The organism is Mesorhizobium sp. ES1-3, from assembly GCF_020164795.1.
Classification (GTDB): domain Bacteria; phylum Pseudomonadota; class Alphaproteobacteria; order Rhizobiales; family Rhizobiaceae; genus Mesorhizobium.
In genome coordinates, this window is the sequence record NZ_JAIUGW010000010.1 from 59,334 (window position 1) to 77,859 (window position 18,526).

General features: G+C 61.7%; 18 protein-coding genes. 9 read left to right on the forward strand and 9 right to left on the reverse strand.

Annotated features, from left to right (window positions below; translation table 11 throughout):
- Positions 1-3 precede the first annotated feature (3 nt).
- From LB536_RS15725 to LB536_RS15760, 8 genes are all read right to left on the reverse strand, one after another.
- A complete protein-coding gene (locus LB536_RS15725; RefSeq protein WP_140757852.1) occupies positions 4-1,017 on the reverse strand; it encodes a type II secretion system F family protein in 1,014 nt (337 codons plus the stop codon).
- A 29-nt stretch (positions 1,018-1,046) separates the two neighbouring features.
- Positions 1,047-2,546: a CpaF family protein gene (locus tag LB536_RS15730; protein WP_224594043.1), complete on the reverse strand. Its 1,500-nt coding sequence runs from the start codon at positions 2,544-2,546 to the stop codon at positions 1,047-1,049.
- Positions 2,547-2,569: 23 nt separating this feature from the next.
- The gene (locus tag LB536_RS15735; protein ID WP_224594046.1) at positions 2,570-3,859 is read right to left on the reverse strand and encodes a CpaE family protein; all 1,290 of its coding nucleotides are present in this window, start codon (positions 3,857-3,859) and stop codon (positions 2,570-2,572) included.
- 47 nt (positions 3,860-3,906) lie between these two features.
- A complete protein-coding gene (locus LB536_RS15740; RefSeq protein ID WP_140757855.1) occupies positions 3,907-4,635 on the reverse strand; it encodes a CpaD family pilus assembly protein in 729 nt (242 codons plus the stop codon).
- Between the two features lie 14 nt (positions 4,636-4,649).
- Complete coding sequence (locus LB536_RS15745) at positions 4,650-6,164, reverse strand: type II and III secretion system protein family protein (RefSeq protein ID WP_224594048.1); 1,515 nt, start codon at positions 6,162-6,164, stop codon at positions 4,650-4,652.
- Positions 6,161-6,973: a Flp pilus assembly protein CpaB gene (gene cpaB, locus LB536_RS15750; RefSeq protein ID WP_140757857.1), complete on the reverse strand. Its 813-nt coding sequence runs from the start codon at positions 6,971-6,973 to the stop codon at positions 6,161-6,163. The genes LB536_RS15745 and cpaB overlap by 4 nt, the downstream gene beginning before the upstream one ends.
- 211 nt (positions 6,974-7,184) lie before the next feature.
- Positions 7,185-7,703 (reverse strand): prepilin peptidase, encoded by a 519-nt coding sequence (locus tag LB536_RS15755; RefSeq protein WP_140757858.1) that lies wholly within the window; start codon positions 7,701-7,703, stop codon positions 7,185-7,187.
- Positions 7,704-7,891: 188 nt separating this feature from the next.
- Entirely contained in the window at positions 7,892-8,068 is a 177-nt protein-coding gene (locus LB536_RS15760; RefSeq protein WP_056569967.1) for a Flp family type IVb pilin, read from the reverse strand.
- A gap of 358 nt (positions 8,069-8,426) precedes the next feature.
- Here LB536_RS15760 and LB536_RS15765 point away from each other — a divergent pair, with 358 nt between their 5' ends.
- The 3 genes from LB536_RS15765 to LB536_RS15775 all read left to right on the forward strand — a co-directional run bounded on the left by LB536_RS15765 (position 8,427) and on the right by LB536_RS15775 (position 10,234).
- A complete protein-coding gene (locus LB536_RS15765) occupies positions 8,427-8,849 on the forward strand; it encodes a pilus assembly protein N-terminal domain-containing protein (RefSeq protein WP_224594051.1) in 423 nt (140 codons plus the stop codon).
- A 139-nt stretch (positions 8,850-8,988) separates the two neighbouring features.
- The gene (locus tag LB536_RS15770; RefSeq protein ID WP_224594054.1) at positions 8,989-9,570 is read left to right on the forward strand and encodes a TadE/TadG family type IV pilus assembly protein; all 582 of its coding nucleotides are present in this window, start codon (positions 8,989-8,991) and stop codon (positions 9,568-9,570) included.
- A gap of 40 nt (positions 9,571-9,610) precedes the next feature.
- Entirely contained in the window at positions 9,611-10,234 is a 624-nt protein-coding gene (locus LB536_RS15775) for a TadE/TadG family type IV pilus assembly protein (protein WP_224594372.1), read from the forward strand.
- Positions 10,235-10,239: 5 nt separating this feature from the next.
- On the opposite strand, the gene LB536_RS15780 is transcribed toward LB536_RS15775, so the two are convergent.
- On the reverse strand, positions 10,240-11,157 hold the full coding sequence (locus LB536_RS15780; protein WP_224594057.1) for a phosphate/phosphite/phosphonate ABC transporter substrate-binding protein: 918 nt from the start codon (positions 11,155-11,157) through the stop codon (positions 10,240-10,242).
- A 232-nt stretch (positions 11,158-11,389) separates the two neighbouring features.
- On the opposite strand from LB536_RS15780, the gene LB536_RS15785 reads away from it, so the two are divergent.
- From LB536_RS15785 to dnaN, 6 genes are all read left to right on the forward strand, one after another.
- Entirely contained in the window at positions 11,390-12,631 is a 1,242-nt protein-coding gene (locus LB536_RS15785) for a phosphopentomutase (protein ID WP_224594060.1), read from the forward strand.
- On the forward strand, positions 12,624-13,514 hold the full coding sequence (gene mutM, locus LB536_RS15790) for a bifunctional DNA-formamidopyrimidine glycosylase/DNA-(apurinic or apyrimidinic site) lyase (protein WP_224594062.1): 891 nt from the start codon (positions 12,624-12,626) through the stop codon (positions 13,512-13,514). The genes LB536_RS15785 and mutM overlap by 8 nt, the downstream gene beginning before the upstream one ends.
- 33 nt (positions 13,515-13,547) lie before the next feature.
- On the forward strand, positions 13,548-14,321 hold the full coding sequence (locus LB536_RS15795) for an enoyl-CoA hydratase (RefSeq protein ID WP_224594065.1): 774 nt from the start codon (positions 13,548-13,550) through the stop codon (positions 14,319-14,321).
- 180 nt (positions 14,322-14,501) lie between these two features.
- A complete protein-coding gene (gene rpsT, locus LB536_RS15800; RefSeq protein ID WP_027026587.1) occupies positions 14,502-14,768 on the forward strand; it encodes a 30S ribosomal protein S20 in 267 nt (88 codons plus the stop codon).
- A gap of 926 nt (positions 14,769-15,694) precedes the next feature.
- Positions 15,695-17,167: a chromosomal replication initiator protein DnaA gene (gene dnaA, locus LB536_RS15805; RefSeq protein WP_224594067.1), complete on the forward strand. Its 1,473-nt coding sequence runs from the start codon at positions 15,695-15,697 to the stop codon at positions 17,165-17,167.
- 200 nt (positions 17,168-17,367) lie between these two features.
- Entirely contained in the window at positions 17,368-18,486 is a 1,119-nt protein-coding gene (dnaN, locus tag LB536_RS15810; RefSeq protein ID WP_010913340.1) for a DNA polymerase III subunit beta, read from the forward strand.
- The last annotated feature ends 40 nt before the right edge of the window (positions 18,487-18,526 follow it).

Below are 18,526 nucleotides of genomic sequence, written 5' to 3' on the forward strand. Positions count from 1 at the left end.
GCCCTAGACTTCAAAGTTCATCATCTTGCGCATCACGAAGATGCCGATCGACATCCAGACGGCGGCGAAACCGAGTATCAAATGGCCGACGCTGGTCGTGAACAGCGGCATCAGATAGTTGGGACTGGAGAGATAGACGAGAAAGGCGACGATGAAAGGCAAGGCGCCGATGATGGCGGCGGACGCTTTCGCTTCCATCGACAGGGCCGCGACCTTGGCCTTCATCTTCTTGCGGTCGCGCAACACGCGCGAAAGGTTGCCCAGCGCCTCGGAGAGATTGCCGCCGGCCTGCGACTGGATCTGGATGACGATGCCGAAGAAACTCGCCTCTGTGCATGGCATGGTTTCGGGCATGCGCAAGGTCGCGTCGGGGATCGACATTCCCATCTGCTGCGAATCGACTATCCGGCGAAACTCGGTCTTCACGGGCTCAGGCGATTCATTGGCGATCAGGCGTATGGCGTCGTTCAGCGGCAGGCCGGACTTGACCGCCCGCACGATGATGTCGAGCGCATTTGGAAATTCGTTGAGGAATGCCTTGACGCGGCGAATGCGACGAAAAGAAACGAACCAACGCGGCAGGCCGAGCGCTCCGGCGAGCAGCACGCCCGGCAAGACAATCATCGGCGCACCAGCCACGAACGCGACGATTGCCAGCGCGAGGCCGCATATGGCCGAATAGATATAGAACCGCTCGATCGGCACCTTCATCCCAGCCTGGCGAAGCTGGGCTTTCAGCGGCGGCTTCTTGACGGCGTTGTCCTTGGTCTTCTGCTTCTCGTCGAGTTCCTTCAGCGAATCCTGCACCGATTTACGGCGCTTGGCCGCGTCCGCCGCGCGGTCGCGCGTCGCCTTGACGACAGAACGGTCCGTCTCGGCGGCCTTGATCGTTTCAAGCCGCTTTCCGGCCTGTTTCTCATTGCTGATCTGGGTGAACAGGAATGCATAGGCGACCGCGCCGGCGCTGAAGCCGGCGAGCACGACAAACGCCAATACGGTGCCGTCAATTCCAAACATCGACCAGAACCTTCACGCCTGCGGATGCGTCAGTCAGCACGTTTCTCCATAGCCTCGAGCGCTGTGGCGAGACGCTGCTCCTCGCCATAGTATCGAGCCCGCTCCCAGAAATGGGGGCGGCCGATGCCGGTCGAGACGTGCTCACCCAGTAGCCTGCCGTTGGCGTCCTCGCCCTTGATGTTGTAGAGGACGATATCCTGCGTGATGATGACGTCGCCCTCCATCCCGATCACTTCGGTGATATGGGTGATGCGGCGCGATCCATCGCGCAGGCGCGCCGCCTGGATGATCACGTCGATGGAGCCGACGACGATTTCGCGCACCGTTTTCTGCGGCAGCGAATAGCCGCCCATGGCGATCATGGATTCGATACGGTTCAGGCATTCGCGCGGGCTGTTGGAGTGGATCGTCCCCATCGAGCCGTCATGGCCGGTATTCATCGCCTGCAAAAGGTCGAAGACCTCGGGTCCGCGCACTTCGCCGACGATGATGCGTTCGGGCCGCATGCGCAGGCAGTTCTTGACCAGGTCGCGCATCGTCACCTCGCCCTCGCCCTCGAGGTTGGGCGGACGCGTTTCCAGGCGCACGACATGCGGCTGCTGCAGCTGCAGTTCAGCCGAATCCTCGCAGGTGATGACGCGCTCGTCACGGTCGATGTAGTTGGTCAGGCAGTTGAGCAACGTCGTCTTGCCGGAGCCGGTGCCGCCCGAGATGACGATGTTGCAGCGAACACGGCCGATGATCTTGAGAACTTCGGCCCCTTGCGGAGAGATGGCGCCGAACTTGACCAGCTGATCGAGCGTCAGCTTGTCCTTCTTGAATTTGCGGATGGTGAGCGCGGTGCCGTCGATGGCCAGCGGCGGCGCAATGACGTTGACGCGCGACCCGTCGGGAAGACGGGCGTCGCAGATCGGGCTGGATTCATCGACGCGGCGGCCGACCTGGCTGACGATGCGCTGGCAGATGTTGAGCAGCTGCTGGTTGTCGCGGAAGCGGATGCTGGTCTGTTCGACCTTGCCGTTGACTTCGATGTAGACGTTCTTGGACCCGTTGACCATGATGTCGGCGATGTCGTCGCGCGCGAGCAACGGCTCGAGCGGCCCATAGCCAAGCACGTCATTGCAGATGTCCTCGAGCAGTTCTTCCTGCTCGGCGATCGACATCGCGAAGTTCTTGATCGCGATGATGTCGTTGACGATGTCGCGGATTTCCTCGCGGGCGGTTTCGGGATCGAGCTTGGCGAGTTGCGACAGGTCGATCGTATCGATGAGGGCCGAGAAAACCTGGCTCTTGGTATCGTAGTAGGTTTCGCTCTTTTCGCGGCCTTTCCTTGGTTCCGGCGCCATCGGTGGCGCCTCGACCGCGCGCCTGGCCGGTGGCGCGACAGGCGCGCTCGGCTGAGCCGTGGGCGCGGGCCGGGCAAGAACCGCGGTGTCCGCCGAAACCGCGGCGGCCGGCGCGACCGATGCCGGCTGGCGAAATTCCGGCGTGAACCGGTTGCCGTCGTCGTTGCCTCTTTTACCGAACATGACCGACTACCGACCCCATTGCGTCACTTCTTGTTGCGCGAGAGCTTGCCGAGCAGACTGCCCAGGCCAGCCTTCTTTTTCGCCCGGATTTCGCTGCGGCCGGTCAGCACATGAGCAATTTCGTTGATGGTGGCCACAACCGGGTTCTTGGCGTCCATCTCGCCCAGCATGCGTCCGTTGTTCGCTGCATTGCCGAACAGTACGGGATCAAAGCCGATGACCGACATCGGTGTCAGGCCGAGCGGCTCGGCGAAATCGGATGGCGATATCTCCGGCCGCTTGGGAACGCCGGCCTGGTTGATGATCAATTTCGGCGGCGGGTCGTTCGGGCGAAGCCGCTTCAACATGTCGACCAGGTTCTTGGTGTTGCGCAGATTGGCCAGTTCCGGCGTTGCCGTGATGACGATCTCGTCGGCCTTGACCAGCGTGTTCTTGGCCCATCCGGTCCAGATATGGGGAACGTCGAGCACAAGGAGCGGCACGCTGCGCTGCGCGGTATCGACAAGTTGCACGAAGGCATCGGGATCGAAATCGTATACGCGTTCCAGCGTCGAGGGCGCCGCGAGCAGCGACAGATGTTCGGCGCATTGGGTCAGCAGCCGGTCGAGATAGACTTCGTCGATGCGCTCGGGCGAGAACACAGCCTCGGCGATGCCCTGCGCCGGATCCTGATCGAAATTGATGTTGGCGGTGCCGAAGGCGAGATCGAGGTCGGCCACAACGACCTCGGATTTGAACAGGGAGGACATTGCCCAGGCGACATTGTGGGCGATCGTGGAAGAACCGACGCCGCCCTTGGCGCCGACGAAGGCGACCGAGCGGCCGAGCGGTTCAGCTTCCGGATCGACGAAGATCGACGACACGACACTGACGACGTCGGCCATCGACACCGGCGCGATGACATATTCCGAGATGCCGGAGCGGATGAGTTCGCGATAGAGACCAACGTCGTTGTAGTGGCCGATCACCACCACTTTCGAGGATGGATCGCAATATTCCGAGAGCTGGGCGAGTTGCTCCAGCAATTGCTTGGGTTCGCTGCGTGATTCCAGCAGAATCAGGTTCGGTGTCGGCGCCGACTGGTAGAACTCGATGGCGGTGGGAACACCGCCCATATGAACCTTGAGATGCGCCTTGGTCATGCGGCGGTCCTCGCCGGCGCGCTGGACCGGATTGGCAACGCCCTCCGTTTCGCAGAATGCCTGGATCGAAATACGTGGAACCGGCCGCAACGCCTGCATCGCGGCGACGTCCTGCAGCGAGGTATCACCGCCCTCCACGGTGGCGTCATAGGCAAGGTTGCTCATGGTCATGCTCTTTCCGTGGCCTGTTCGTGGCGTCGCTTCTTTCCGAGGGCGGCTTAGTAAGTCACTTCCGAGTTGCCGAGGAATTCAGTCGAAATGCCCCTGCTTCGGTACACGTCTATAACCGCACCACGATTTTCCGCGTCGATGGTGGTCTGCTTGCGGGGCCCGAGAAGATCATTTGGATTGGCCATCTGGGCGGCAAGATTGTTCTGGTAGGAGCAGCCGAAGTCGGCGTAGTGCTTGTTCTCAGACGTTTCCACCAGGTCAGCGGGCCAGCGTCCGCATTTGTCGGTCTGTGCCCTCACCGCGATATAAGAGACGCGAACGGGGGCCGATGCCTCGCTCGATCCAGCCTGATAGGGGACCACGACGATCCGGTTGCGCTTGACGCCGGCGGCGACCGCGAGCCGGGCGAAATCACGGCCGGCCGCTGTCGCGGCGACCTCATTGGCCGACCCGCTTGGAACCTGGATCGTCAATGCCGGAGCCGCGCTCTTGTCGTAGCCATCGAGGAAACCAAGAAGCGTGTCGCGCTGCGAGCCGGTCATGCCACGGTCGCCGGCGCCGACAGGAAGATCGATCTTCTGGTTCTTCTCCGCGATGACGATCGGATGATTGGTGCGATAGTCATCGGGGATGGCGCCGACGGTAACGCTGTCGCGCTGGGCACAACCGGCCAGCAGAGCCGACAGCGCCACCGCCATGATCGGAAGCGCCCGCAGGCTCCGAGAACGGCCGGAGCACATCGCCATGGTCCTTGCCTTCAATGCTGACTGAGACATGTGTGCTTTCCCGTTCACTTGTAGATGAAGCCGACAACGCCGTGATAGCGGCCGTTGGGCCTGTCGGTCTGCATGGTGCCGTAGACGCGATTGACCTTGCCCAAGAACATGCCGGCGCCGTCGCTCGGCGGGTTGAAATTGTCGTCCGGCTTGGCGAGATCATTGCGTGCTACCGGCCGAGCCAGATAGGGCGTGATGATGATGACGAGCTCGCTTTCGTTGCGGACGAAGTCCCTGCTGCGGAAGAGCGCACCAAGGACGGGAATCTTTGTCAACCCGGGCAAGCCGTTGACGGCCTGCCTGACATCGTCGCGAACCAAGCCGGCGATCATCATGGAACCGCCTGAGGGCAGTTCGACCGTCGTATCGGCAAGGCGCTTGCGCAGCGATAGGAGATTCGTACCTGGGCTCGTCACACCATTGGAAAGCGGCACGGATCCTTCAGTCGTTGGCTCCGAAACCGAGGTTCTGACCTTCAGGCTGATGCGGCCGGGAGACAGCACGACCGGCTGGAATTCCAGGCCGATGCCATACTCGATCTTGTCGATGGAATAGGTTGTCAGGCCAGTCTGGTTGTCAGTGGATACGTTCTGGGAGACCCCGGTCACCATGTTGTATTCGCCACCGACCTTGAAGGTCGCCTTCTCGCCGGATACGGCGGTCAAGGTCGGCTCAGCCAGCGTCTTCATGACCCCGGACTCCTCCATGGCGTTGATATAGGCCATCAGTGCCGAGTTGCCGATGCTGAGGCCTGAATGCGACAGCTGCTTACCCAATCCCGAGAAATTGTCGCTGATCGCACCATAGCTGATGCCATTGCTGCCGCCGTTGCCGATCAAGTTGACGCCGAGCTGCTTCATCACGGAACGGCTGACTTCGGCCACTGTCACCTTGAGCGTTACCTGATCGTCGCCGATGATCTGCAAGAGATTGACGATCTTGGAAACGCGGCGCTCCTGGTCCGGGTTGTTGATGTCGACACCGCTCTGGGCCGAGCCGCCTGCCGCAGTCTGCGAATACTGTCCCGTCGTCGCTTCACCGCCCGAGACGAAGATCGTCGCCAGGTCGACGGCGCGTTTCGCGTCCAGCGGCGTATCCACGGTGCCGGTCAGAACCACGTTGTCATTCAGCAGTTCCACCTTGACGGCCGAGGTCGGAAGGAAGCGCCTGATATAATCCTCCAGGCCGGCGACGTCGCGCTCGATGGCCAGGTCCAGGCTGGCGATCTGTTCGCCGTTCGGCCCAAAGACGAAGATGTTGGTTTCGCCGACGGCCTTGCCGAAGAGGTAGATACGCCTTGCGGTGCGGGTCACCGCGTCAGCAACGGAGGGGTTGGCGACAAGAATGTCATAGGCATCGCTCGGCAGGTCTATGACCACCGACTTGTTGAGGCCGAGCTTGACGCGCTGGGTGGCTGTCGTAGCCGATACCTGCGTGCTCTTCGCCTCGACGCCCTGCACATTCGCTCCAACGAGCAGCAGGCCGAATGCCGTGGCGACGATTGCCGGCAGTTTAGCGATTAGCCTCATTTCCTTGCCCCTACTTCGGAGACTTCGCCCGACTTGATCAATCTCACTGTCCCCTTGCGGCCATTGCCGGAAACGAGATAGTCGGCCTCGCCCACATTCTTTTCCTGGGTGTCCGTAATCGCCCGCAGCGCCAGTGTCAGGCGATCCGCCATCTGCTGGGCGACGGTGATGATCTCCGCCTGTTTGGGCGTCAGCTCCAGCGTGGCTGTCTGGCCCACCTTGGTCTTCTTGCCCTCCTCGTCCTCCTGGATGGTCTGGTCGATTGCCAGGACGCGGATATTCTTGAGGATGGTCTCGGTGTTGAAGCCGGCGCCGCCGCTGTTGGCATCGGCCCTGCGGGTCATGATGACGTCGACGAAATCGTTTGGAAGAATGAAGCCGCCGGCCGAAGTGTCCGCCGAAATCGTCGTTGCGACCGCCCGCATGCCGGAAGGCAGGATGGACGACATGAAGCTTTGTCCCTCGCCGATCAGCTTGGAGCGCCGCACGGGCTCGCCCGCATACATCGCCACGCGGGCAATCGACCCCTTCAGTTTCTCCAAAGCGTCGGGAGCGGTGGCCTTGGTGATGAAATTCGCGTTGATGCCGTCAGCGGGCCAGGATTGCCAGGTTATGTTGTTCTCGAGCGCGTTGCCCATTGCGACATCGCCCGAGAGCACAAGCACGTCCTGCAGGGACACCGCGGGCGCCTGTGGGCCAGCATCGACGACGACCTGGGGCGGCGGAGCGACCATGTTTTTCGCGACATAGCCGGCACCGCCCGCCGCGGCCACCGCCACGCTCAGAATAATCAATCGGGATGCTGGCATCTGTCCGAACCCTCGCCCTTGGCAAACCACCTAGCCAAGCCGGACTTTGCAGCGGCAATCGTCAAAACAAGGTTAATGCAATGCTTACGATCGTGATTAATTTAAGGTTTATATAAATTAGAATGGATCGCGCCGCGAGGCGCGGAAAAGCTGGGCTGCCGCTCCGCAAAGCCGGCGTCCAAGGCATGTCAGCCGAAGAAATTTAATGAATTCAGCTCGCCAGCCTTGCCAGCGCCCACACCATCAAAGGCGAATCCGGGTAGGTCAGCAGGCCACCCAGGCCCAGCGCGATCCCGTAGGGAACACCGGCTGACTCTTCCGCGAAATGACGCAGGAATGGATTGCGTCCGGTGAAAACCGCCAGCGGCGATTTCCGGTAAAGCAGGATCGCGATTGTCAGAAGGCCGCCGATGATTGTCGAGGCGACAAGATATTCGACGAGATTTACGTTGAACCCCATCCAAACGGCCGTGGCTGCCAGCAGCTTGGCATCGCCACCGCCCATGCCACCCAAGGCGAACAGACCGAACGTGACGGCCAGGACGATGGCGCCGGCGGCGAAATGCCAGCCGTAGGCCGCCCATTCCATGCCCGTCAGTGGCGCCACCAGCGCGAAGACGACGACAAGCAGCACTGGCACGCGATTGGCGATCGTCATCGACAGCATGTCGGAAATCGCGGCAAACAGCATGCAGAACGGAAAGACGACGAAGATCAGGGCTTCAAGCATCGGCGATTGTGCCTATTGTGCGGATTCCACAGAAACTCAATCTAGGCTGGTTCGATTAACGATTGATGAGGTCCGTAGTGAAAAGACGACCGTTTCCGCTGCGCCCCCGAGACAGGTAAAACAAGACAGGGGCCGCCATGGGGCGGCCCCTGTCCAGAATGCAATCCGAGCGATCAGCAATAAGCAGATTAGCTGCCGCTGCTGTTCAGCGTGCTTCCGATCGAGGTGAACTTGGCGTTGATGGCATTGCCGAGTGCGCCGGCGCCGGTGATGATGGCGAGCGCGATGAGAGCGGCGATCAGACCATATTCGATAGCGGTCGCGCCGGATTCGTCCTTCACGAAACGTGCAAAAAGGTTAGACATTCGAGAGCTCCTACTCCACGTGTTACAGCACTTCCGTCAACTTCTGTGATGGTTGATCGGATGCTGCCAATCTAGGGAGAAGCTCTTTCGATCGGCTTAATAAACAGCCTTACCGATTCCTTTCCCGCCCCGAACCAAGTGCGTGGTTAACTCCATACTAAGCGCTGGCTAATATCCCGCTTCGCGGGTCAACGCCGTAAAAGGCAAGGGCTTGGGGAAGCTTGCGGCCCCTGCGCGGATCCGGCCATGGGGGCAGCCATGCCGACCACTACATACGGCGGCGACGACCCGACTTAACCGTTGGTTCACCAATCTCGTTCATGTTCCGTTGAACAGTCCGCTTGCGTGGAGCGCCTTGATGGCCGTGCCGAGATCCTCAATCCTGATTGCCGCGCTTCTTGCCGCCGCCAGCTCGATTACACCCGCCAGGGCTGGCGCCGACATCGAGGTCACCATGAATCAGGCCAAGATCGTGAAACTGTCACGCCCCGCCGACACGATCGTCGTGGGCAACCCGGCAATCGCCGATGCTTCCGTCCAGGATGCCTCGACGGTCGTGCTCACCGGCAAAGGTTTCGGTGTCACCAATCTCGTGGTTCTCGACCAGGACGGCAGCCCGATCGTCGACGCACAGGTAACCGTGGTCCGCCAGGCAGCCTCGTCGGTTCGCATTTACCGGCGCGCGGAAGTCCAGACCATGTCGTGCACGCCCTATTGCGAAAGCTCCTACAAGAGCGAGGCGGAGAAATCGTCCGAAGCCGAGATGGGCGCCAGCAAATAGGCTGCACGGAGCGCGCCATGGCCCAGGTTACCGCCTGGTTAAAACGCCCGCGCCGACTTTAACGATCATTCAAACCGGACCTCAATTGGTTTGCGCTAACACACCTGTCAGCACCGTCCAGGGATGGCAGGAACATCGCATGAGCAAGCAGTTCAGCTCTACAGGTCAGCACAAGGTGGAGCGCGCCAGGTCTTTCCAACGCTTCGTGCGCGACCGGCGCGGCAGTACGGCGCTGGAGTTCGCGCTGCTTGCCATGCCATTCGCGCTCCTCGTTTTCGCTATCCTCGAAAGCTGCATCTCGTTTGCCAGCCAGGAGGTGATGGCCAACATCACCGACGATGTCGCGCGCCGGCTGCGCACCGGCCAGTTGAAGGCCGCCGACGTCGCCGGAGACAATTTGAAGAACATGATCTGCGACAAGCTGGAAATCATCGTTTCCCAGGATTGTCCCAATCAGTTGAGCGTCGATCTTCGCCAATACACGACATTCGCCGACGCGGCCCTGGCCGGCTTCAGGATTCAGGCCGGTGACATCAAGTTGACGAACAGCGGCGCCGATGTGCCCTTTACCGTCACGGCGGGTGCGGCGGAATCTAGGAACATGCTGCGGGTCTTTTACAAATGGCCCATCATGACCGATTTGATGGCGCAGTCGATGGGAGGCAACAAGACCCTGCATTTCGCTTCGGTGACCTGGCAGAACGAGCCGTTCGACAATTGAGACCATCACGGAAGCAACAACAAGAAAAAAGGCAATGAGTATGATGCGTGCGGGGGCACATCTGGGAATTGCAGGGCTCTGGGGCAAATCGGTCCGGTTCTGGTCCAATCGCCGCGGCGTCGCAGCGGTCGAGTTCGCGCTTATCGCGCCTATCCTGCTGGTCATGTATTTCATGACCATGGAGGCTTCGCAGGCCATAGAGACGAGCAAGAAGGTCAGCCGCGTCGGCAGCATGGTCGCCGATCTCGTGACGCAACAGCCGACCATCGTCAAGGCGGACCTCGATGCCATCATGAAGATCGGCAGCGTAACCCTTCAACCATACAACCGGTCGACGCCGAACATCACCATCACCGCAATACAGGTCACCACCGATACGCCGCCCAAGGTGAACGTGGTGTGGTCACGCAAGGTGGTCAATGGCGTCTACAGTATCGCCACCGCCCTGCCCGCGACCACCACGGTTCCGACAACCCTCAAGGTCGCCGGGACCTTCCTGATCCGCGTGGAAAGCAATCTGAACTATACGCCGATCATCGGCTGGACGACGGACAGCCCGCAGAAGCTTGGAATGACCCCATCTCTCACAACGACGATCCCGATGGGCGAAACCTATTATCTGCGCCCCCGCAGGAGCGCCACGATTCCTTGCAGCGACTGCTGAAAACCTTATCGCCGACCGCCATCGACCGACACCAGGCGCACGATGGCTTCCGCCGTCGCATAATCCTTTGAAGCCACGGGCATGAAGCCGCCGGTATGCTTCGATTCCAGAAGATCGTAGACATCCGGCGTCGTCGACTTGAGGTTGGTGAGAAACACGGTCAGCCGACGCTTGGCTTCCGGATCGAGATCGCTGCGCACTGCATGGGGACCGTATCTCAGCAGAGCCGAGATCCACACCACCTGAAGGGCCGAAAGGCCTGATGCCTCGAGCCGCGCCTGCGTGCCCCCGGCCACTCGCGGCTGTCCGTCGGCCGCTGCCTTCACCCAGCCGAACATGGCGTCGGCTTGACCGTCGACGAGCATGGTTTCGGCCGCCGACGCCGAGGGGGCATGGACAAGGAACTGTGCATCTTCGGCGATCTCGACGTGCTCGGCGGCCAAGCCGGCCAAGGGCAGAAGCGAACCGCCGACGCTGTCCGGCGGCGGCATGGCGATCCGGTGGGTCTCCATGCCGGCCAGGCCGGGCAGTTTGCCATTCCTGGTCAGCAGCACCGAGCGGATGCCGGCCGCACCGTCGGAATCGACCGGAGCCACGAGCGGCTCGATGCATCCGCAGCGTTGCAGCGCCGTGGCGTAGGCGGTCGCCGAATAGATGGCGTATTCGATCCGCGCATTGGCCTGTCCCTCGATCAGTGCCGCATAATCGCGGGCAACGACGAATTCGACCTTCATGCCGAGTGCATTGCTAAAGGCTTGCGTCAACACCGCCAGCCCCGGAACGGTGTTGCCGGCGCCAGGCTCGGCGACGATGCCGATGCGAAATGTGCCGATATCGTCGCGCCAGTCCGCCCATGCCGGTCCACACCAGAACGCGCCGTTCACAGCCATGAGGGCAATCCATGCCTTGAGCGCAGCCTTCATGACAGAACCGCCTTTGCCCTTTGTTCCGTCCATGGACATGCCCAACTCGTCTCGACACCTGATTTTTCGTGCCTGTATCTCGTTGCCCCAAAACCGCCGCGCACTTTTGGGCGACACTTTTGGGCGACATGGACTTGACTATCGCGCCAAGCCGTTGCCGTTTGGTTTCCGAATTGCCAAGGCCGCCGTGGAACCCTATGTCTGGGCGTCCACACTGGCAACAAACGACCCGATGGCGCGTGCTTTTCTCTTTGTCCTGGATTCCTTCGGCATCGGCGGCGCGGCCGACGCCGAAAGCTATGGCGACGCCGGCGCCAACACGCTGGCGCACATCGCCGAAGCTTGCGCGGAAGGGCGCGCGGATCGCGAAGGGCTTCGTCAGGGACCATTGTTCGTCCCCCATATGGCATCGCTGGGACTTGGCAAGGCAGCCGAGACGGCGACAGGACTGGGTTTTACGCATTTCGGGACGGACCTGCTCGCCAATGCCTTCCATGGCGCGGCGCAAGAGATTTCGACCGGCAAGGACACGCCCTCCGGCCACTGGGAGATCGCAGGCCTGCCGGTGCGCTTCGACTGGGGCTATTTCCCCGACACGGTTCCCTCCTTTCCGGCCGACCTGACCGAGGCGATCATCCGCGAGGGCAAGGTGCCCGGCATCCTCGGCAATTGCCATGCGCCAGGGACCGAGATCATCGAGCGCTTCGGCGAGGAACACATCCGCACCGGCAAGCCGATTTGCTACACGTCGGTCGATTCCGTCCTGCAGATCGCCGCGCATGAGACCCATTTCGGTCTGGAGCGGCTCTATGAATTCTGCCAGGTGGTGCGCCGGCTGGTCGACCCGCTGAGGATCGGACGGGTGATCGCGCGTCCGTTCGTCGGCGAGACATCAGCCACCTTCGAGCGGACGTACAATCGCCGTGACTACGCCGTGCCGCCACCCGAGCCGACATTGCTCGACCGGGTGACGGCGCGCGGCAGCCGCGTCATCGCCGTCGGCAAGATCGGCGACATCTTCGCCCATCGCGGGATCTCGCAAGTCCGCAAGGCCGCGGGCAACATGGCCATGTTCGACCAGGCGCTGCTCGCGATGGACGAGGCCGGCGACGGCGACCTCGTCTTCGCCAATTTCGTCGATTTCGATACCGAATTCGGCCATCGCCGCGACGTCGCCGGTTATGCCGCCGCGCTCGAGGCCTTCGACCGGAGGCTTCCGGAGGCATTTGCGAAGCTGAAGCAAGGCGACCTTCTCATCCTGACCGCCGATCATGGCAACGATCCGACCTGGCGCGGCACCGATCATACGCGCGAACGCATTCCGGTCATCGGCACTGGACCTGGCCTCAAAGGCGGCGACATAGGGCTTAGGGCGACATTCGCCGATATCGGCGAGACGGTTGCCGAACATCTCGCGCTGAGGCGCGGCCGCAACGGCATATCCTTCCATGCCTCGATTGGCGGCCATGCCTGAACTACCCGAAGTCGAAACGGTCCGGCGCGGTCTGCAGCCGGTCCTGGAAGGTGCCCATCTGGCCAAGGTCGAGATGAGACGGCCCGATCTGCGCTTCCCCTTCCCCGATCGGTTTTCGGAGCGGCTGACCGGCAGGACGATCACGGCGCTTGGGCGGCGGGCCAAATACCTGACCATGCATATTCAGGGCGGTCCGGTGCTGATCTGCCATCTCGGCATGTCCGGCTCCTTTCGCATCGAGACCGGCGACGACGGCGAGACACCGGGCGTGTTCCACCATGAACGCTCGAAGAGCGCGGCGCACGATCATGTCGTGTTCCATGTCGTTTCCGCGGCCGGCGGGCGGTCACGTGTGATCTTCAACGACCCGCGCCGCTTCGGTTTCATGCTGTTTGGTGAAGAGCCGCCGGAGACGCATCCGATGCTCGCCGGACTGGGCGTTGAACCCACCGGCAATGCGCTGGACGGCGTTCTGCTTGCCTCGTTGCTGAAAGGCCGCAGGTCGCCGCTCAAGGCAGCGCTTCTCGACCAGAGGCTGATCGCCGGTCTAGGCAATATATATGTCTCGGAGGCACTCTGGCGCGCCGGCCTGTCACCGCTGCGCGAGGCGGGCACCATCGCCAGGCCGGGCAAGAAGGCCAGGGAACAAAGCGAACGCCTCGCCGAGGCGATCCGCTCGGTCATTTCAGATGCCATCGCGGCAGGCGGTTCTTCGCTGCGCGACTACATGCACACCGATGGATCGCTGGGTTATTTCCAGCATTCCTTCGCCGTCTACGACCGCGAAGGCGAGCCTTGCCCCAAGCCCGGCTGCGGCGGCCATGTCGAACGGATCGTGCAGAGCGGGCGCTCGACCTTCTATTGCCGGACGTGTCAGACGTGAGCTAGACCGGTGTCGAGCAAGGAGGAACAGCCAATGGCCTATGAGACGATCATCATCGAGAGGCGCGGCAAGGTCGGGCTGATCACGCTGAACCGGCCAAAGGCGCTCAATGCGTTGAATTCCCAGATTCTTGCCGAACTCGTCGCAGCCGTGAACGTTTTCTGCGCCGATCCTGGCATCGGCGCCATGGTCGTTACCGGTTCCGACAAGGCCTTTGCCGCCGGTGCCGACATCAAGGAAATGCAGGCAATCTCCTATGCGGATGCCTACAGCCAGGACTTCTTCGTCGGCTGGGAAGAGTTCACGCGGGCGCGAAAGCCGATCATCGCGGCGGTGGCCGGTTATGCGCTCGGTGGCGGCTGCGAACTTGCCATGATGTGCGATCTCATCATTGCCGCCGACACGGCGAAATTCGGCCAGCCCGAGATCACGCTCGGTGTCATTCCCGGCATGGGTGGGTCGCAACGCCTGACCCGGTTCGTCGGCAAATCGAAGGCGATGGACATGTGCCTGACCGGACGGATGATGGATGCCTCCGAGGCCGAGCGTTCGGGCCTCGTGTCGCGGGTCGTTCCGTCCGGCGAGCTGGTCGAGGAGGCGGTCAAGGCGGCGGCCAAAATCGCCGATTTCTCCCTGCCGTCGGTGATGATGGCCAAGGAAGCCGTCAACCGGGCCTATGAGACGACGCTTGCCGAGGGATTGCGCTTCGAACGCCGCCTTTTCCATTCGCTTTTCGCGCTCGAAGACCAGAAGGAAGGCATGGCGGCGTTCGCCGAAAAACGGAAGCCGAATTTCACCAACCGGTAGGGCATTGCGGGCCAGCGACCGAAACCCGTGGCATCGGCCAAAAAGAACGCCAGGCGGCGTTGACGCGCCGGAAAAGCTGAACTATAAGCCGCACCAACCGAGGCGGCCCCGTGGCTGCCCGTTTGTTTTTTGCGCCCTGCGGCACGCCGCGTGCGCCGACCAGATCAGAAGAGAGGCATCATGGCCAACACATCCTCGGCCAAAAAGGCAACGCGCAAGATCGCTCGCCGCGCAGCGATCAACAAGAACCGCCGCTCGCGCGTCCGCACCTACGTCCGCCAGGTCGAGGAGGCACTCGCCTCGGGCGACAAGGCTGCCGCACAGGCCGCCTTCAAGGCAGCCGAGCCGGAATTGATGCGCGCCGCGACCAAGGGCGTGATCCACAAGAACACGGCCTCCCGCAAGGTGTCGCGTCTCGCCCAGCGCCTCAAGGTGCTGTCGGCCTGACATCGCCTTCTCAGGACGATCTTCTTTCGAACCCGGCCGATCGTGCCGGGTTTTTTCGTTTGCCGGCAAGTACTTAAAAAGAATAGCCGCAAACAGCTGCAAATGCAGATTCAACAGTTTGAAATGGTTTGCCGGCACATTCATGCCCACTGATGATCGATAGGCTTGAAAAGCGTCGACTTAAAAAACCATGTCCGGCAGAAATAGCTGCAGCTTTTCAAATGGTTAGCGACAGTCATCCACAACTTGTCCACAACGCGCCGAAGGGACGGGAGGACAACCGGCTGTCAAGAGAATTATTTCAGAAAATTTCACGCCGGCCCGGCTTTTTCATATTCGTCGGAAAAGGGTTTGAATCACAATGGCTTTGTCAAAATACGCCACTGCGGCATGGCGCTCCGACGCGCCCGAGGTAACCAGATTCCTTAAAAATCCGTTAGACGTGGCCTTGCCCTATCCACAGCGATTTCGGTAATGTCGATCTATCGAAAGGGACGGGCCTCTGGCCCTAACCCAGCCTGACGCGGCAAGCTTAAATTGGCGGGATTTGCGACGCGGATCAAGTCCGCGGACGGGTATGGTTTGCTCTTTTTCGATACGGTAGGGGACTGGCGTAACTAGACATGGCAGGTAGACGGCGCGCCGGCGCTCTTTCGCCGGACGGTGTCGTATTGCCCTGACATACCCGACGCGGACTGGCTTCCATGGGCCGGCACCGGTTCCCTTGGATGGTGGGCGACGTTCATTGCCGGCGGCGGCAACGGGCATCGTAGCGAAGACACGGTCGCTGGAAAAAGATGCAGGAGGCGCATCGCCGGCGAAAAACAGGTACAGAAAGGCTAAGGAACTCGATCATGCAGAGCGGCATCGAAAGGGAGCTTACGGGCGACCTCCCATTTCCTGGAACTTTGGTCGGAGCAAACGAGATGGCGGTCTCCAGCGACGCGGAACAGAAGTTCGACCGGGTCAAGGCCCAGTTGAAGGCGCGCCTGGGAACCGAAGTCTATTCAAGCTGGTTCGGCCGCATGAAGGTGGCGGAAGCTTCCAAGGGCATTGTCCGCATCTCCGTGCCTACCGCGTTCCTGCGCTCGTGGATCAACGGCCACTATCACGATCTCATTTCCGAGCTGTGGAAGCACGAGGATCCCGAGCTTCTCAAGATCGAGATCGTCGTGCGCACCGCGACCCGTCAGGGGCGCAGCCAGCCCGAACCGGAATTGGCGCCGGCGCGCAAGATGACGCGGCAGACGCAGACTGCGCTTGCCGCCGGCACCGTCAGCCCAGGCAGGGTCGAGCGGTCTCCCGTGCCGCGTCCGGGTGCGCCGGTCGAGAGCGAGTTCCGCCACAATGTGCTGGGGTCACCCCTTGATCCGCGCTACACGTTCGGCTCCTTCATCGAAGGGCCCTCGAACCGCGTGGCCTTCGCCGCCGCCAAGGCCGTGGCGGAATCTCAATCGAGCGCGGTGCGCTTCAATCCGCTTTTCCTGCATGCCACCGTCGGGCTCGGCAAGACGCATCTCTTGCAGGCCATCGCCGCGGAATCGCTGAAGCAGAATCCGAAGTCGCGCGTCGTCTATCTCACCGCCGAGTATTTCATGTGGCGCTTCGCCACCGCGATCCGCGACAACAACGCATTGACGCTCAAGGAGCAGCTGCGCGACATCGACCTCCTGATCATCGACGACATGCAGTTCCTGCAGGGCAAGTCGATCCAGCACGAATTCTGCCATCTGATCAACATGCTGCTCGACAGCGCCAAGCAGGTCGTCGTCGCGGCCGACCGGCCACCGTCGGAGCTGGAATCGCTCGAACCGCGGGTCCGTTCGCGCCTCAATGGCGGCGTCGCGCTCGAAATGTCGGCACCCGATTTCGCCATGCGGCTCGGCATGCTCAAACTGCGCCTGGCCACAGCCAGGGTCGACGATGCGTCGCTCGACATTTCCGAAGAGATCCTCAACCACGTTGCCCGCACCGTGACGGGCAGCGGACGTGAACTGGAAGGCGCCTTCAACCAGCTCTTGTTTCGCCAGTCGTTCGAGCCGCAGATCACCATCGACCGCATCGACGAGATCCTCGGCCACATCTATCGCACGGGCGAACCGAAGCGGGTCCGCATCGAGGACATCCAGCGCATCGTGGCGCGCCACTACAACGTCTCGAAGACGGAACTCTTGTCCAACCGGCGCACGCGCACCATCGTCAAGCCGCGGCAGGTCGCCATGTACCTGTCAAAGGTGATGACGCCGCGCTCGCTGCCGGAGATCGGGCGGCGCTTCGGCGGCCGCGACCACACGACGGTGCTGCACGCCGTGCGCAAGATCGAAGACCTTTCCGGCGCCGACAACACACTGGCACAGGAACTGGAATTGCTGAGAAGGCTGATCAACGACCAGGCGTGACCGGCCGGAAACCGCCCGCTTGCAGGGTTGGCCAGCGTTATCCCCAGAAAGCCCGCGTAACCGGCCCGAACCGGTGGCGCGGGCTTGCGTTCACTGGTTTTTTCCTGTCAGTTTGCGTAGATTCTGAAGCCTGTTCAGACCTTTTGCGGGGCGCCGTCAGCCGGAGACCCGTTCATTCATTCAAGCGAGCCTGTTTCGTCATGCGTGTTATCCTGGAACGGTCAAATCTCCTGAAGTCGCTCAACCACGTGCACCGCGTGGTCGAACGGCGCAACACCATACCGATCCTGTCCAACGTGCTGCTCAGCGCCGAAGGCGCCAGCCTCGAAATGAAGGCCACCGACCTCGACCTGGAGGTGACGGAAGCGACGCCCGCCAAAGTCGAGCGCGGCGGCGCGACGACGGTGCCCGCGCACCTGCTCTACGACATCGTGCGCAAGCTTTCCGACGGCGCCGAGGTGATGCTGAAGACGGATGAGGACGGCAACGCCATGACGGTGACGTCGGGCCGCTCGAGCTTCCGCCTGCAGTGCCTGCCGCAATCCGACTTTCCCGAGCTTTCGGCCGGATCCTTCTCGCATATCTTCCGTCTCGACTCGGTGGCGCTGAAGGGCCTGATCGAGAAGACGCAGTTCGCCATCTCCACCGAGGAGACACGCTACTATCTCAACGGCATCTACCTGCACACGCATGAAGTCGGCGGCAAGCTGAAGCTGCGCTCGGTGGCGACCGACGGCCATCGCCTGGCGCGTGCCGAGATCGACGCGCCGGCTGGCTCCGAGGGCATGCCTGGCATCATCATTCCGCGCAAGACGGTGAGCGAACTGCAGAAGCTGGTCGACGATCCGGATGTCGCCGTGACCACCGAACTGTCCGACACCAAGATCCGCTTCACCATCGGCAGCGTCGTCCTGACCTCGAAGCTGATCGACGGCACCTTCCCGGACTATCAGCGGGTCATTCCGACCGGCAACGACAAGAAGCTGATCCTCGACCGCCAGAGCTTCGCGGCCGCGGTCGACCGCGTCTCGACCATCTCTTCCGAACGCGGCCGCGCTGTGAAGCTTTCGATCAGCGAAGGCCAGGTGACGCTTGCCGTCAACAATCCGGATTCGGGCAGCGCAACGGAAGAACTGGCGGCCGACTATTCGTCCGACCCGATCGAGATCGGATTCAACGCGAAATATCTGCTCGATGTCGCCGCGCAGCTGACCGGCACGGAAGCCAAATTCATGCTCGCCGATGCGGGTTCGCCAACGCTGATCCACGACATGGCCGACGAGACCGCGCTTTACGTGCTGATGCCGATGCGGGTATAGCCGGCGCGGGGTCGCCCGACGATACGACCGGCGGCGGGCA

Coding starts and splice junctions, on each gene's coding strand:
- LB536_RS15725 (WP_140757852.1), bottom strand. CDS start 1,017: ATGTTTGGAATTGACGGCACCGTATTGGCGTTTGTCGTGCTCGCCGGC.
- LB536_RS15730 (WP_224594043.1), bottom strand. CDS start 2,546: ATGTTCGGTAAAAGAGGCAACGACGACGGCAACCGGTTCACGCCGGAA.
- LB536_RS15735 (WP_224594046.1), bottom strand. CDS start 3,859: ATGACCATGAGCAACCTTGCCTATGACGCCACCGTGGAGGGCGGTGAT.
- LB536_RS15740 (WP_140757855.1), bottom strand. CDS start 4,635: ATGTCTCAGTCAGCATTGAAGGCAAGGACCATGGCGATGTGCTCCGGC.
- LB536_RS15745 (WP_224594048.1), bottom strand. CDS start 6,164: ATGAGGCTAATCGCTAAACTGCCGGCAATCGTCGCCACGGCATTCGGC.
- cpaB (WP_140757857.1), bottom strand. CDS start 6,973: ATGCCAGCATCCCGATTGATTATTCTGAGCGTGGCGGTGGCCGCGGCG.
- LB536_RS15755 (WP_140757858.1), bottom strand. CDS start 7,703: ATGCTTGAAGCCCTGATCTTCGTCGTCTTTCCGTTCTGCATGCTGTTT.
- LB536_RS15760 (WP_056569967.1), bottom strand. CDS start 8,068: ATGTCTAACCTTTTTGCACGTTTCGTGAAGGACGAATCCGGCGCGACC.
- LB536_RS15765 (WP_224594051.1), top strand. CDS start 8,427: ATGGCCGTGCCGAGATCCTCAATCCTGATTGCCGCGCTTCTTGCCGCC.
- LB536_RS15770 (WP_224594054.1), top strand. CDS start 8,989: ATGAGCAAGCAGTTCAGCTCTACAGGTCAGCACAAGGTGGAGCGCGCC.
- LB536_RS15775 (WP_224594372.1), top strand. CDS start 9,611: ATGATGCGTGCGGGGGCACATCTGGGAATTGCAGGGCTCTGGGGCAAA.
- LB536_RS15780 (WP_224594057.1), bottom strand. CDS start 11,157: ATGAAGGCTGCGCTCAAGGCATGGATTGCCCTCATGGCTGTGAACGGC.
- LB536_RS15785 (WP_224594060.1), top strand. CDS start 11,390: ATGGCGCGTGCTTTTCTCTTTGTCCTGGATTCCTTCGGCATCGGCGGC.
- mutM (WP_224594062.1), top strand. CDS start 12,624: ATGCCTGAACTACCCGAAGTCGAAACGGTCCGGCGCGGTCTGCAGCCG.
- LB536_RS15795 (WP_224594065.1), top strand. CDS start 13,548: ATGGCCTATGAGACGATCATCATCGAGAGGCGCGGCAAGGTCGGGCTG.
- rpsT (WP_027026587.1), top strand. CDS start 14,502: ATGGCCAACACATCCTCGGCCAAAAAGGCAACGCGCAAGATCGCTCGC.
- dnaA (WP_224594067.1), top strand. CDS start 15,695: ATGGCGGTCTCCAGCGACGCGGAACAGAAGTTCGACCGGGTCAAGGCC.
- dnaN (WP_010913340.1), top strand. CDS start 17,368: ATGCGTGTTATCCTGGAACGGTCAAATCTCCTGAAGTCGCTCAACCAC.